The sequence below is a fragment of the Chryseobacterium lathyri genome (assembly GCF_019970085.1).
Taxonomy (GTDB): Bacteria; Bacteroidota; Bacteroidia; order Flavobacteriales; family Weeksellaceae; genus Chryseobacterium; species Chryseobacterium lathyri.
In genome coordinates this window covers 34,887-49,683 of sequence record NZ_JAHXYG010000005.1, presented here as the reverse complement: position 1 = coordinate 49,683, position 14,797 = coordinate 34,887, and the positions used below count along the sequence as shown (strand labels likewise).

Below are 14,797 nucleotides of genomic sequence, written 5' to 3'. Positions count from 1 at the left end.
TACAATGATTAATATAAAAGCAGGACCTTCAACAAGTCCTGCTTTTTTGTTTTAAACATTCTCTGGAATTTCAGTCTTCCAGTTCTTTTATTTCTACTCCACCAACTTTAGAAATTAGCTTCGCTGCGTACCAAAAATCCTTTCGACGATTATTATATTTATCCATTTTTGATAGACAATCAAGGGAATAAGAGCCCTTTTTACTATTTTTAAAGACTGTAATAGATGTATTAAAACCATCTAAACAATTAGTTTGTATAGTATCTTTGCCATTATTGGAAATATTATATAAATTTTTCGGATTAATTTTCAAAACAGCATTATCTATAGCTGCATATTCTTTCTTTGAAAGTTTTTTAGTGAAGTAATTATTTTTACTTTCTACGATTATTCTCATTTTGTGTTTTCCAACCTTAGTAGGTTTAATGATAATTTTTATACCACTTCCAACTACCATAGCATTTGAATGGCTGAGTTCAATTTCTTCAAACCGATTTTGAGAGAAGCAATAAGTACTATAAATGAAACAGATGAAGAATGCAATTTTTCTATACATTTTATTGTTTTGTTAGAATAATATCTTTTGGAAGAGGTTCTGGGTGCTGGTCAGTAGGCTTATTATAATAAAAACACTTAGAATCTAAGTTTTGTGGATAATCCTTATACTTCAATTTTAATTCTGCTTTTGAAGGACCCGTAAAACCAATTGTTATAAGTCCAACTTTATTACACAAATCAGGATCTATATAGATAAGCTGATAATTTCCACTTGGAGTAATATAAAATCCTTTTACTTTTGAATTAACATCTTGGTTCGAAAGATTATCAAAAAGAATTTTGCCATTTACTTCTCTTACTTGAAATCTACCATACAATAGATCTGTATAATAAGGATTTTTTTGTGAAAGAGTATCATAATATTTTGCTTTCTTAAAAATAATTGTCAATGTTTTATTATTCCAATCACCCTTCCATATCCCTTCAAAACCACCCAGTTGATTATCTATATCCTTTATATAAGAATTTAGTGGAATGTCACTACTTTTAGTTGATAAAGGAAGTATTTGCTGAGATTTACAAAGAAACATTCCTCCTAATGATAATGCTATATATGCTTTTTTCATCATTTTGTAATTTAAAATAAAAGCCTCTCTTCAGAGGCCTTGCTTACTGTTTTGTTAAAACAATCTCTTTAGGAAGTATTTCAGGAATTCCCGTATTATAATACTGGCAATCTGTTGTAATCATATTGCTCCTAAAGTTAAGTTTCCAATTAAGCTGTGTTTTTGTATTATCTGTAAAACTAATAGATATATTACCCGAAGTATTACATAAATTAGTATCAATGTAATTTAGAATATATCTAGTATTTGGAATTGAAAGAAATCTAGCTCCTTTAATTTTAACGTTTTCATCAGCAAGATTGGAACTATCAAAAAGGATAGTTCCATTTGCATCTAGAATTTTATATTTACCTATTAAAATATCATTATAATAAGGTTTATTTTCTAAATGTGTAAAATATTTTTTTATCTTTTTTAAGTAAATAAAAACAGTTTTTCCATTCCAGGTTCCTTTCCAGGTTCCTTCATATGGAATCAATTCATTGTTTATATCCTGTATATATGCATTCGCTGGTACTTCAGTGTAGGTTCTTAAGGGATATGTTTGTGCATTGCAAGAAATTGACACACAAAAAAGTATAAATAAAAATAGATTTTTCATAATTCTTAAAAATTAAATTGTTATTAAGGGCAGGTTGTTGTTTGTACAGCCATATTAGTTGCATTATATTCTAATCTCTCTGTATTGCCTGTAGTTTTATCACTTTTATATAGCTCTAAGCCATCAATCTTAACTTTCTCAACCAAAAACCTAGTAAATAGCTTTTCTACCTTGTTTTGAGAAAAGGTTCCATCTTCATTCATTATTTTAACATACTCGTCTTCATACCAAGATTGCCAATTATCCTTTGTATTAGTACCAATTCCATAATTACCATCTCCGGAATATTTTAAAATATAATTTCCTTGTGATGTAATAACCATACCATAAGCATCTGCCATTGTTCCATTGGTCTCAGCATTTCGTACACATCCTGTAAGAAATGTAAAAACATCGGCAGGCGAGAATATTTTGATTACTCCTTCCTTACTATCAAGATGGGTATGAATATAGCCAAAATATTTATTTCCCGGAGGAAATTTCAGGTTATCATTTGCCGTATTTGCTAGTGGCTCAAAGGGATGGGTTCCGTATGCAGCAGCAAACCCGGTTTCTTCATCTTTATCAAATACGTCTTTTTTATCCATTTCTGCAACTTTATCTTTAAAAGCTTGATTAGAATTCTGCTCTTTCATTTTTTCACACGGATCCGTTTGGGTTTCTGTATAGGGATATCCACCACCTCCTGTACCACCACCTGTACAGTCTTCCTCTAAACAGTCACTAGGCGTTGTAGGCTCAGTCAAAACAGGATCGGTAGATGTACACCTGGTTTTAGTAAATACATAAGAATCTATTACCTCTCCTGTAGTTTCACTGGTCCATGTCCAGGTAACTGTTACGGTGTAGCAAGTCGTTTTTGAGGAAATACCATCTCCGTTTCCACTTATGATGTTTCCTTTAAGCTGGCTTCGGTCTTTAGAAACCAATACATCAAAAAAGTCATTAGAGCTTTTCTCATTTCTTATTTTGAAAAATACCCTGTCCCCTCTGCGTTCTGCAGTAAGGACGGAATTTATCTTTCCGTTTCTGGAAATAGGAACTTCAAGGAAGCTTTCATCAAATGTACCCATAGTGAGGGCATAGTCCCACAGCACATTCCCATATTTGCCGGAGAAATAATTTTTGTCGGCATACTGATCAAAAACTTTCCTGACATTGCGGATGTATTTTTCATCTTCTTTCCACAGAGATTTATTTGTATACTCTTTAGAAACGGGGTCAGCTGCTGAAGACATGTCATCATGAATACAGGAGTACAGCGAAATGCTGAGGGCTATTAATAGAAACAGCCGGAGAAATAAATTTTTTCTCATAGATTGGTTGTGTTTTTAAGTTATTAAATATATAATAATTTTCTTGTCACCGCGAAGTGATCTTTAGCAAAACTAAAATAAATTATCTCTCAACATTATAAGAATTTTTATATTTTTGATAAAAATTCTTATAATATGAGTATAGGTACTAAAGTTAGGCAGTATAGAGAAGCTAAAAACTGGTCTCAGGAGGATCTGGCAATACGCTTGGATACCACACAGACTACTATTTCTAATATAGAGTCTGACAAAAATATTCCTAATTCTCTATTATTAAGTAAGATGGCAAAAGAATTAGAAGTAGATATTAATGATCTTTTAAATGATTCTTCCAACAATATTATGTCAAATAACGAATTTAGTGATCATGCTGTTGCAGCTGTAAATCAATATAATCCTATATTTAATATACAATCCCCTGAAATTACTGAGAGTATACTAAAGAATCAGGAACAAATTACAAAACTGATAGAATTACAAAGCAAGCTAATAGAAAGCCTACTTAAAAAATAAAAGCATCTATACAGCAAAACAAGCTGAAGCAGGTTTCCGGAAAATCTGACCAAACGGGTGAAGACCTCCCGAATGAAGCAAAATAATACCACATATAAGGCCCAGAACCTAGGTTCCGGGCTTATTTGTACGCCTATATTTTACGTACTAGAATCTTCCTTTGGGGTTCCGGAGTTTCCGGAAGAGTCTGAAGCCTGTGCGTCGCTGTTATGCAACCGAAACCTAAGGATTTGGAACCTAGACAAACCATTAAAAACTTTGCAGTATCATTCTGTAATGATAGGAGTGGGATTCTCTAATCCTGCTTTTTTGTTTTTAATTGGTTAAATCAAACTGAACCTTAAAGATCATTTCTATTAATTCCTGTCAGTGTATTTTCTTGTCTCTATCAATATGATTGATAAAAAAAGTGCCTTTTAAAAGGCTTTCTTGGCCAATTTGCCTATTTTTGCATCTCACTCGAATTTCTCCCTATAAATAATAATATTGTGAAATTAATTAGCATATATACGGGTTCTTTTAAAGGACTCTCAGAAGAAAGCTGGATGCTGGCGCTGGTCATGCTCATCAATCGTGCAGGTTCTATGGTGCTTCCGTTTTTGGGAGTGTATATGACGGGGCATCTTCATTTCAGCATTGAAAATTCAGGGATTATTTTGAGCTTCTTCGGATTGGGTTCCGTATTGGGCTCATGGCTGGGAGGATTAATTACCGATAAAATCGGAGAATACCGTGTCCAGAGTCTGAGCCTTCTTTTGAGTGTCCCGTTATTCTGCCTGATTCCGCTGTTTAAAACGGAAGTCGGCTTGGCTGCCATTATTCTGATCCAGAGTATCGTAAGCGAGACTTTCCGTCCTGCCAACTCGGTAGCTATTACTAAATATGCTAAACCTCAAAATATCACGAGAGCTTTCTCACTGAATCGGATGGCTGTTAACCTCGGGTTTTCTATAGGGCCCGCATTAGGTGGAATACTATCTGCCATATCTTATGAATTTTTATTTTTCAGTAATGCCCTGGCCGCACTGCTGGCCGGTTTGATGTATATCCGGTTCTTCGGAAAACGTAATAAGCTGGCCTCATTGAAGCCGAAAAAAGTAAAAGAAGCCATCGCCGTTAAAAAAGAAAATTCTCCATACCGCGACGGAAAATTTCTGCTTTACAGTTTCTTCTGTATGTTGTTCGCCATTTGTTTTTTTCAGTTATTCAGTACACTGACTATTTTTTATAAGGATACCGCGCATTTAAGCCAGCAGAGTATCGGTTATATTCTAGGCTATAGCGGTTTCCTGATTGTACTTCTGGAGATGGGCTTTGTACAGATCGCAGAAAAATATTTCAACCTTGCCTTTACTTTGTTCATAGGAACTGTATTATGTGGGGTTTCTTATGCAATGTTAGCCTTTGACCATTCCATTCTTACCCTTGTTGTTTCCATGACCTTGCTGTGTATTGGCGAGATTTGGACGCTTCCGTTTATATCTACCATAACCGCACTGCGTTCCGGCGAAAACAACAAAGGGGCTTATATGGGAATGAACGGAATATCTGTGGCCTTAGCCTTTATCATTACTCCTTACGTGGGGACCATGACTGCAGATAAATTGGGCTTCAATACCTTGTGGATAGGAACCGGAGTATTGACTGTGGGTATTGCTGCCGGGTTTTATTTTGTGATTCCCTGGATGCTTAAGAAAAGAGAGATTAAAAGCTAAATATCATTGGATTTTACATTACACATAAAATTACAATAAAAACTTTGCTAGCTTTGTGCTGATGACGAGATTATTAGCATTCTTTTTTATTCTCACTGTGTCGTTTTTCTTTTCGCAGAAAAAGGATACTGCCGTTCTGATATCCGAGGTGAAAATTGATGCTTATAAGAAACCGGTTCTCTTTATGACTTCTACGAAATCTGTTGCCGTTGTTTCTGAAAATCTTCTGGAGCAGAATCCTCCGGAAAGACTTCTGGAAGCAGTCAATCAAATTGCGGGAGCCAGAATGGAAGAGCGCTCACCAGCCAGCTACAGGATATCAATCCGTGGAAGCACCCTGAGATCTCCTTTTGGCGTACGGAATATCAAAGTCTATCTGGACGATTTCATTTTATCTGATGCTTCCGGGAATACTTATTTTAATATCATATCCCCGAAGCTTATTAACAGGATGGAGATCTATAAAGGTCCGGAAAGTGGAGATTACGGTGCTGTAACCGGTGGAACGGTGCTTTTGCAAACCAGGAAATCAGATCATTTATCTACCGGCATTTCTATAGGAAGTTACGGAACTTTTGAACAGAATTTTAATGTTGCCCGTCAGAAAGGAAAACATTTCTTTGAAATTTTTCAGGATTATTACCAGGCAGACTCTTACCGTGAGCAATCGGCTGTAAAGAGGCAGCAGATCTATCTTAAAGATCATTTTAAATATGCTCCCAGGGCCTCACTGAATGCTGTATTATTGCTTGCTGATCTGGATTATGAAACCCCGGGCGGACTTACCCTGCAACAAATGGAATCTGGCAGGAAACAAGCAAGGCCAGCTGCCGGCGGGCTTTTAAGCGCAAAGGAACAGAATGCAGGAATCCGTAATAAAATGGTTTTGGCAGGAATTTCACATGAGACTGCCATTAACCCAAATTTTTCACACTTTATTTTAGTACAGGGTTCCTATGTGGATTTCAAAAATCCTTTCATCACGAATTTTGAAAACAGATTTGAAAGTAATTTTGCCTTGAGGACCCATTTAAATTATGAGAAAAACTGGAACAATATATCCCTGGCGTTGAGGTTAGGGTTTGAAGGAGGAAATCAAAATATTCTGGTTAAAAATTACAGCAATAATAAAGGAATATCGGGTAATCCTCAGAATTTTGATCAGTTGAAAAATAATTCCGGCTTTTATTTTCTGTCACAAAAACTGAATTTTAATGAAAAGCTTTTTACCGATATTTCGATAAGCTTAAATTCAAATTCCTACGAATGGGAGAGGATGTATCCGGTTTCAAATATAGGTCGTGTGAAATTTAAAGAACAGTGGCTTCCAAACCTGGGAATTACTTATCTGCTGGGAAAAGGTTTTTCGATAAGAGGAAAAATAGGAAAAGGAAATTCAGCTCCTACAAGCGAAGAAATCCGGTCTTCCAATCAGGAGTTTAATTTTAATCTTGTTCCTGAATACGGCTGGAATAAAGAGGTTGGTATAAGAAAGCAGTTTGGAAATATTATTTTTATTGAAGGAAGCTATTTTAATTTCAGGATGCAAGATGCCATTGTACGAAGACAAAATGAAAGCGGGCAGGAATATTTTGCCAATCAGGGGAGTATCACGCAGAAAGGGGTAGAAGTTCTTTTAGAGTCTAAAAGTTTTCATCTTAAAAATGAAATATTCAACAGCTTTAAGTTTCGGTTTTCCGGAAGCTTCTATGATTTTAAATTCAGAAATTACAAACAGCTGAATAATGATTTTTCAGGAAATAAGGTTACAGGAGTACCGGACACAACAGTAAACAGCTTATTCAACTTTGTTTTTTTTAAAAATCTTACTGTAGACTATTCTCATTATTATATTTCAAAAACACCTCTGAATGACGTCAATTCTGTCTGGTCAAAATCAAGTCTGGTAGGAAATATCCGGTTAGGATTTCCAATACGGATTGATAGGACGAAACTGAATCTACATCTACAGATTCAGAACCTTTACAATACAGATTATGTTGCCGGTTTTGATATCAATGCTTTTGGAAGCCGTTTCTATAATCCTGCTGCAAAAAGGAATTTTATCTTCGGAGCCTATGTTGAATTTTAGCAGATTGTAATCACATCAGAATTCTCAAAATTCAATTCAAAATCTATAAAAAGCACAATTAATATTACTTAGAAAGTATATTTCCAACAATCATCTGCGCATGAACGCGTGAGTTCTCAATAAACCAGAGATGGGTATCTTTTCCTCCGCATACAACGCCGGCCAGATACAAATTCGGAACATTGGTCTCCATGGTTTCAGGATGGTACAGCGGATTCAGACAGTCACCCTCCAATTCTATTCCTGAATTTCTTAAAAACTCAAAATCGGGAAGATATCCGGTCAGCGCCAGGACAAAATCATTTTCAATCTCGCAGTTCTGTCCGTTTTCATCTTTAAAAATGACAGAATTCTCGGTAATTTCTACTATTTCTGAGTTAAAATGAGCCTTGATGCTTCCTTCTGTAATTCTGTTTTCAATGTCGGGTTTTACCCAATATTTTACACTTTTAGAAATTTCGGAATGACGGATGATCATAGTTACATCGGCTCCTTTCCGGTAAGTTTCCAATGCCGCATCCACTGCAGAATTACTTGATCCTATTACAACTACTTTCTGCTTTGCATATGGATAAGGCTCCGTATAATAATGCTTCACTTTCGGAAGACTTTCACCCGGAATATTCATCAGATTCGGAATATCGTAGAATCCTGTGGAAATCACTACATTTTTGGCTCTATAAGCTGATTTTGAGGTTTCAATATCAAAGATATCTCCGGTTTTGGAAACCTTCAGGACTTTTTCATAGAGGTTAATATTGATTTCTTTTTGTCTTGCGATTCCCTGATAATACTCTAAGGCTTCCTGTCTGCCGGGTTTGGGAGCAGTGGAAATGAACGGAATACCATCGATCTCCAGTTTTTCTGCCGTGGAGAAGAAGCGCATATATAAAGGATAATGATATAAGGAATTGACAATAGTTCCTTTTTCTATGATCAGGTAAGTCAGATTATTTTTTTTGGCTTCAAGGGCACAATTGAGACCGATGGGCCCTCCTCCGATAATAAGGATGTCTAAAATTTCCATACAACAAATTTACTTAAAACCATGATATTAAGTGGAAAATTGACAACAGAACTTATCTATCGGGGATATTGTATTGGCATCAGTTTTGGTGTTTTTTATGAATTAAAAAATTGAAAAGATGAAAAACTTCATTATTCCAGTATTGGCATTAACCCTGTTAGTGGCCTGTAAGAAAAATCCTGAAAAACCTGTTCCGAATGTGATAGATTCTATGGCTCAGGCTAAGGAGAAAAATATTGAAATGGCAGCTCAGAAGAAAAAAACGGATGTGGCAGCTGTAAAGACTGCTAATGACGAAATCCTACAGGCTTTAAAAAGTAAAGATTATAAGACTTTCACATCATTTATTCATCCGGAAAAAGGAATCAGTTTTTCAATGTATGGATTTGTAGACCCGAAAGAGGATATGCATTTTTCCAAAGCTGATTTTGAAAAATACCTGCCGACAAAAACTTTATATACATGGGGAGCACAGGACGGTTCAGGAGATCCGTATAAAGCAACCATCAAGGATTACTTAGCGAAATGGGTTTTCTCCACGGACTTCACGGCATCACAATATTCATTCAATAAATTTCTTGCAGGAGGAAATTCACTTAATAATTTAAAGAAAATATATCCCGGCCAGGACTTCACTGAAAACTATATAAAAGGTTCTGAAAAGAATGGCGGAATGGATTGGAAAACTATCCGCTTCGTTTTTGAAGAATTTCAGGGTAAGCAGTATCTGGTGGCCGTTGTCAACGACCAATGGACGATTTAATCTAACCTGTGCTTAAAGGCTTGAAGCTGGAAGAGAGAAGCCGGAAGTTACTAATCTTTGTAAATGAATGATGCTTCGACTCCGCTCAGCATGACTCTCTAATAAATAACTATAAAGTTTAGAAAGTGTCATGCTGAGCGGAGTCGAAGCATTTATGGCATTGTATAATGATCCTGAGAATTGACAGGTTTCTTTCCTATCAGAAAATTTCCAAATTTAAGGTAAAATTTCAGCCAGTTTTTTAGTGAGATTTCTCCTAGAAAATTGTTCAATATTCTGAGTGTTTTCAAGAAGATCTCCTTTTTTCCAGAGTTCATATTTCTCTATGATAAAATCTTTGACTGCTTTAGAATCTTCGTAACCGAAATGTTTTCCCGCACCTGTTTCCGCAAGTATTCTTGAAACATCTGCTTCATCCGGACCAAAAGAAATGATCTGTTTTCCGGTCGCCAGGTATTCAAAGATTTTCCCTGGAATAATTCCTTGAGAAGACTCGTTCGGGAAATTGGTGATCAGTAACAGATTTGAGTTTGCCATCTCTTCAACAGCTTTGTCATGAGAAATATACCCCAGGTTCAGGATATGATTTTTCAGGCTCGAATTTTCTATAGATTGCAGGATCTTATCGTCAACTCTTCCTGCAAACTTCAAAATAAAATGGTCTGCAAACTCTTTATTTTCCTTGACTAACTCATCAAGGACCTTCCAGAGGTTCTCAGGATTTCTCAACTGTTCAAGAACTCCGATATAGCTTAAAGTAAAGGTTGTTTCTTTCTTTTCACCCACCACATTGATTGGAGCTGAATCGCTTTCATCAAATCCATTCGTGATACAAACAGCATTTGCTCCTGCTTTTCTGAAATTTTCAGCATCCGTATAGCTTGTTGCCAATGTTATATCTGCGTTTTTAAAGACGGCACTTTCAAGCTGACGGTGTTTTCTGTCGGAACTTTTGGTGAGTTTTAAATGTTTATAATAAGAAATTTCTGTCCATGGATCACGGAAATCGGCGATCCATTTTAGAGCAGGGAATTTCTTTTTCAATCCCAGGCCGATCATATGAAGAGAGTGGGGCGGTCCGGAAGTTACTACGACATCTATTTTATTTTCTTTTAAATACTGTTCTAAAAATTTTATGGAAGGTTTTACCCAGAATACCCTGGCATCCGGAATGAAGAAATTTCCCCTTACCCAAATGGAAAGTCTGGATTTCCAGCTTTGGTTTTTACCAACATCAAATTGTCCGGCTTTGAACTTTTTATTGCTTTTATTCAGTTTTTCAGCCAGCTGATAAGGTTCCCATATTTTGGTTTTTACAATCTCCAGGTTTTGCGGAACATCTTTTAAAAGACTTTCATCGAGTAAGGGATAACTCGGGTTTTCGGGAGTGTAGATCACGGGATTCCAGCCAAATTCCGGCAGATATTTGGCAAACTTCAGCCATCTTTGAACACCAGGACCTCCCGCAGGAGGCCAGTAATAGGTGATGATCAGTATTTTTTTTTGTTCCATTAATTGAAGATTTGAATATAAGTCTTAATATTCTTAACCACTTAAAAGATTCTTAATGTTTTAAAATTTAACCATTAAGGTTTGAGTTAAGAATTAAGAGTATTAAGTATAACTTCGTTTAGGCTTTTTCTTCAGTTAAAGTTAGCTTTTTCTTATTCTTATTCATCCAGAAGATCCCGAATGCACTCAGTGCGATAAACAATCCAAAGCATAAAAGCGATAGCCATTTACCTTTTTGTATCACTTCTGGTTCAAAGACCATTCTGATGTTGTGAGTTCCTGCGGGAACGTGTACAGCACGTAAAAGATAATCTGCTTTGATGTAAGGAACTTCTTTTTCGTCTACAAACATTTTCCATCCATGAGGATAATAGATTTCAGAAAATACAGCCAGCTGTGGGGTTTTCGACTGAGATTTAAATTCCAGTTCATTCGGCTGATATTTCGTCAGATTGATAAATGCCGTAGAATCTGCCTGAACAGGTTTACTGCTGAAATAAGATTTGTCTGAGGATGCAATGACAGCCGTTTTCTTACTGTCGATCACGCCAATAGATTTGATTTCTTCGTCTGGTGTATTCACGAATTTCAGATCGCTTACAAACCATGCATTTCCGTTGGCCTTAGGATTCGGCATGGCCTGAGGCTTTTCCGGACCTCCCATTACCCAGTATTTTGCGTTCAGAAGATTAAGGATATTTGGTACTTTCACAGAGTCCATGATCTGGAAATACTCGTTGATTACGTCGTCATATCTTCTCAGTTTCACAGCGTGGTATCCTCCGATTGAAGATTTGAAATAAGACGTATTGGTTTCGCTGAATGTCCCTAAGATATTATTGAAAACTCTGTAATGTGTTTTGTCTCTTTCCGCAATAGTTTCAAGCGTTTTATTAACGTTGACGTTCGCCAGAATAGATTCTAAGTTCGGATTTCCCTGAACTTTTTCAGCCAGCAGGTCTGAACTCTCTGTTTGAAATGGATTTTCAGCAAAAACCTTATCTACATAATTCTCATCATTCAGATAACGTTTGTTTACCGTCCAGAGATCAAATAAACTCACGGCTCCAATAATAATCAAAGCGATATTCTGGCTCAGTTTTTTCTTCATGGTCATGAAAAGAGCTGTTGCCGTTATAGCGACATAGATCAATGCTTTTATGGCATCGATTCTGAATAATTTAAATCTCTCATCAGCAAGGTAATCCAATAGGAAAGGCGGGAAATATGTTTTTTCTCCATCCGTATAAAAACCAAGCAGTGATTTTCCGAAAAGAAGAAGGATCAATAAAATTCCTAAAGTTCCTCCGCTTACATATATAAGGATTTTCTTTTTGTATTCCTCTGTCAGTTTTTCGTCTGTAAAGAACCTGTAGATTCCGATAATGGCAATCAAAGGGAATAATAATTCCACAACCACCAATATGGAAGAGGGTGCTCTGAATTTGCTGTAAAAAGGAACATAGTCGATAAAGAAGTCGGACAAGGGCATAAAGTTGCTTCCCCAAGCCAACAAAACGGTCAGAATGGAAGCTCCAAGGATCCAGTAACGGTATTTTTTCCAGGCGAAGAAGAATCCTAATAAAGCAAGGAAACATACGACGGCGCCCTGATAGGCAGGACCTGAAGTTCCCGGCTGGTCTCCCCAATAGGTTACCCCATTGAATCCTTTTGAAATTCGGTCCATTTCAGCCTGTGACCCTACATTTTCCTGGATAAGCTCCTGAACCCTGTTCATCATTTCTTTAGCTTCCGGTTCCTGGCTTCCGCCACCCATTAGCCTTGGAATGAAAAGATTCAGTGTTTCCAGCTTTCCGTAGCTCCACATCAGGATGCTGGTTTTATCCAGTCCTGATTGTCCTGAAGTATGGCTTTCATTCGTCAGAATCTGTTTTCCACGTACCGTTTCTTTGATGTACTCGGAATTGGCCATGATTCTTTGAGAGTTCATCCCGACACCAATTGCGCATGAAGCAGCAATGATTCCTGATGAGATCAAAAAATGCTTCATCGGAGTTTTTTTCTGGATGGCTCTTATCAGTTCGGACAGGAATAAAAATCCTAAGGCCAAAAACAGGTAATACGTCATCTGGGGGTGGTTGGCTGCAATCTGAAGTCCCATAAAAAGGGTCGTTGCAATGAATCCCCAGATGTACTGTTTCCTAATATAAACTAATATAATTCCGGCAAAGAGCGGTGCAAAATACTCGATGGTATTTACTTTACCGTTGTGTCCTGCTGCTATAATAATGTAAAAATAGGTAGATAAGCCGAAGAAAGTGGCACCCAATAAGGCGTATTTCCAGTTTCTGACGGCCACCATTCCAAGGAAGAAGAACCCTGCAAAAAGCAGGAAAAGATAATTAACCGGTCTTGGCAGGAAGTTCAGGTTGCTGTCGATCTTTTTGATGATGTCACCTTTGAACTGGCTCCCCATCTGATAGGTCGGCATCCCTCCAAACATGGAGTCGCTCCAGTAGGTTTCGTTTCCGGTATCGGCTCTGTAGTCCAGGAGCTCTTTCGCGCCTCCTCTGTACTGTACGATATCATGCTGAAAAAGCTGCTTTCCGGAAAAAACAGGGGTGGAGTATAAAAATGCTAAAACTATAAATACAACTAATGAAATTGCAATATAAATTAAGTTTTTATTTTTAGCCATACGGGTTATTATCTTTTATTTCTTTGGATTTTACCTTTTGTCTTTAGTTTCTTTTACCTCTTCATAGTCAACTGTTTCTGCATCCCAGTTGAGGTTCTGTTTATTCTTATTCGAGTTGTGTAGATCCTGCCGTCTGTTATTATCTTTATTGTTATCAAATCTATAGCTGTAAAAGGTCTTGAAGAAAAGCCTTTTCAGGATATTCCAGACAAAGAAAATAATGATGGCAGAGAGAACTAACTCAAGAATGTACTTCATAATTTCTAATTTAAATTCAAGTTTATGGTTTAAAGCCTGAAGTTTAAAATTCAAGGGTATACAATAATCATGAAAGCAATTATCAATAATAAAAACCTCCTCTCAAACTCTAACACCCTTTCACTCTCAAACCCTCTGACCCTAAAACGTCTTTAATTCAATTATTTTGCAGAAGGATTGACCATTACAGAAGATTTGGAAGTACTTTTCATAGACTGTGACTGTTTTCCGTCTGAAATAGTCTCAACCTGTGTTGTTTTTACATCAATGTTCTGGTTGGTAATCCATCCTGTACTTTGGTCAAACTTAATGGTTCCGTTCTGGGAAAGCTCACTGCTAAGACTGTGTGTGATAGGTCCCTGCGTCTTCTTTTCTGTCTTTTTAGGAATTCCTCCTGTTACAGAAATTTCTGCCGCTCCGTTTCCTACACTTTTCAGTACATAGTTTGAAGTTACTTTAACGCTTCCGCTTGGATCTGCGTTTTCAGAAGTAGTCCATTTTTCACCGATTTTCACTCCTTTTTTAGGAATAATCGTTAAGTTTTTATTCAGCTGGTCTTTCAAGACTTTTTCATTGAAAGTTTCTTTAAGACTGGCTACCACGCTTGCTTTCTGATTGGCATCTTTGATCAGGGTTCCTACAGCAGCGGCAACTTTGGTATAAACAGCATCGAAACCTGTGATAGAAACTACATTTCCTTTAGTATCCATTTTCATGTTAAGCTTATTTCCGGTCAAGGCTTTGTTGATATTCCAGATCATTTTCAGGTCATCTTCTTTCGGGATAGCCAGTTTGGTGTCAACGATTACTGTTTTACCCTGTGCACTCTGCGAATTTCTTTTTGCTACAAGATTAAGGGTCATATCATACACATTCCCTTTGATGTCATTAACGGTGAAGCTCATTTCATCCGTAGATTCGCTGGTTGCTGTAATCGTTTTTCCCTGAGGATCTTCCATTGTTTTCACATCTCTCTGGTAGGTGGTAAGAGGATAGGTTTTTCCTTTTTCCAGTTTAAATGTCTGGGTGAAAACTCCCGCAGAATCTTTAATGGCAGGATTTTCCGCCACTTTAGCTACGGAATCGGCAGGAACCTCTACCGTAACTGTTTTTCCTGTTTTAGGATCTACTTTAGTGATGGTTGCTGTTTCTTTTTTACAAGATACAAGAGCTATAGATGAGATAAGCATTAATGCTGCTACGTTTTTCATTTAATT

At 36.8% G+C, this 14,797-nt stretch carries 13 protein-coding genes; 4 read left to right on the top strand and 9 right to left on the bottom strand.

Going from position 1 to position 14,797, the window contains the following annotated elements:
• Positions 1–70 precede the first annotated feature (70 nt).
• Genes LC418_RS16110 through LC418_RS16095 form a run of 4 tightly spaced genes read right to left on the bottom strand, consistent with a single transcriptional unit; the run spans position 71 to position 3,041 of the window.
• Positions 71–556, bottom strand: a complete 486-nt coding sequence (locus LC418_RS16110; RefSeq protein ID WP_223559899.1) for a hypothetical protein — start codon at positions 554–556, stop codon at positions 71–73.
• A 1-nt stretch (position 557) separates the two neighbouring features.
• Positions 558–1,127, bottom strand: coding sequence for a DUF6705 family protein (locus LC418_RS16105; RefSeq protein WP_223559898.1), 570 nt, complete (start codon positions 1,125–1,127; stop codon positions 558–560).
• A gap of 40 nt (positions 1,128–1,167) precedes the next feature.
• Positions 1,168–1,725: a DUF6705 family protein gene (locus LC418_RS16100; protein ID WP_223559897.1), complete on the bottom strand. Its 558-nt coding sequence runs from the start codon at positions 1,723–1,725 to the stop codon at positions 1,168–1,170.
• Positions 1,726–1,748: 23 nt separating this feature from the next.
• Positions 1,749–3,041: a hypothetical protein gene (locus tag LC418_RS16095; protein ID WP_223559896.1), complete on the bottom strand. Its 1,293-nt coding sequence runs from the start codon at positions 3,039–3,041 to the stop codon at positions 1,749–1,751.
• A 135-nt stretch (positions 3,042–3,176) separates the two neighbouring features.
• On the opposite strand from LC418_RS16095, the gene LC418_RS16090 reads away from it, so the two are divergent.
• The 3 genes from LC418_RS16090 (at position 3,177) to LC418_RS16080 (ending at position 7,361) form a co-directional block, all read left to right on the top strand.
• Positions 3,177–3,554 carry a helix-turn-helix domain-containing protein gene (locus LC418_RS16090; protein ID WP_223559895.1) on the top strand — a complete coding sequence of 126 codons (378 nt, stop codon included), beginning with the start codon at positions 3,177–3,179 and terminating at the stop codon, positions 3,552–3,554.
• Between the two features lie 545 nt (positions 3,555–4,099).
• Positions 4,100–5,269: an MFS transporter gene (locus LC418_RS16085; RefSeq protein WP_262901818.1), complete on the top strand. Its 1,170-nt coding sequence runs from the start codon at positions 4,100–4,102 to the stop codon at positions 5,267–5,269.
• A 61-nt stretch (positions 5,270–5,330) separates the two neighbouring features.
• A complete protein-coding gene (locus LC418_RS16080) occupies positions 5,331–7,361 on the top strand; it encodes a TonB-dependent receptor (protein ID WP_223559893.1) in 2,031 nt (676 codons plus the stop codon).
• 64 nt (positions 7,362–7,425) lie between these two features.
• Here LC418_RS16080 and LC418_RS16075 read toward each other — a convergent pair whose 3' ends face one another.
• The gene (locus LC418_RS16075) at positions 7,426–8,388 is read right to left on the bottom strand and encodes a YpdA family putative bacillithiol disulfide reductase (protein ID WP_223559892.1); all 963 of its coding nucleotides are present in this window, start codon (positions 8,386–8,388) and stop codon (positions 7,426–7,428) included.
• A 118-nt stretch (positions 8,389–8,506) separates the two neighbouring features.
• Here LC418_RS16075 and LC418_RS16070 point away from each other — a divergent pair, with 118 nt between their 5' ends.
• The gene (locus LC418_RS16070; protein WP_223559891.1) at positions 8,507–9,151 is read left to right on the top strand and encodes a hypothetical protein; all 645 of its coding nucleotides are present in this window, start codon (positions 8,507–8,509) and stop codon (positions 9,149–9,151) included.
• Positions 9,152–9,367: 216 nt separating this feature from the next.
• Here LC418_RS16070 and LC418_RS16065 read toward each other — a convergent pair whose 3' ends face one another.
• The 4 genes from LC418_RS16065 to LC418_RS16050 form a co-directional block, all read right to left on the bottom strand.
• On the bottom strand, positions 9,368–10,663 hold the full coding sequence (locus tag LC418_RS16065; protein ID WP_223559890.1) for a glycosyltransferase family 4 protein: 1,296 nt from the start codon (positions 10,661–10,663) through the stop codon (positions 9,368–9,370).
• A 118-nt stretch (positions 10,664–10,781) separates the two neighbouring features.
• A complete protein-coding gene (locus LC418_RS16060; protein WP_223559889.1) occupies positions 10,782–13,322 on the bottom strand; it encodes a YfhO family protein in 2,541 nt (846 codons plus the stop codon).
• A 30-nt stretch (positions 13,323–13,352) separates the two neighbouring features.
• Positions 13,353–13,580, bottom strand: a complete 228-nt coding sequence (locus LC418_RS16055) for a hypothetical protein (protein ID WP_223559888.1) — start codon at positions 13,578–13,580, stop codon at positions 13,353–13,355.
• A 161-nt stretch (positions 13,581–13,741) separates the two neighbouring features.
• Positions 13,742–14,791 carry a DUF6263 family protein gene (locus tag LC418_RS16050; protein WP_223559887.1) on the bottom strand — a complete coding sequence of 350 codons (1,050 nt, stop codon included), beginning with the start codon at positions 14,789–14,791 and terminating at the stop codon, positions 13,742–13,744.
• Positions 14,792–14,797 lie beyond the last annotated feature (6 nt).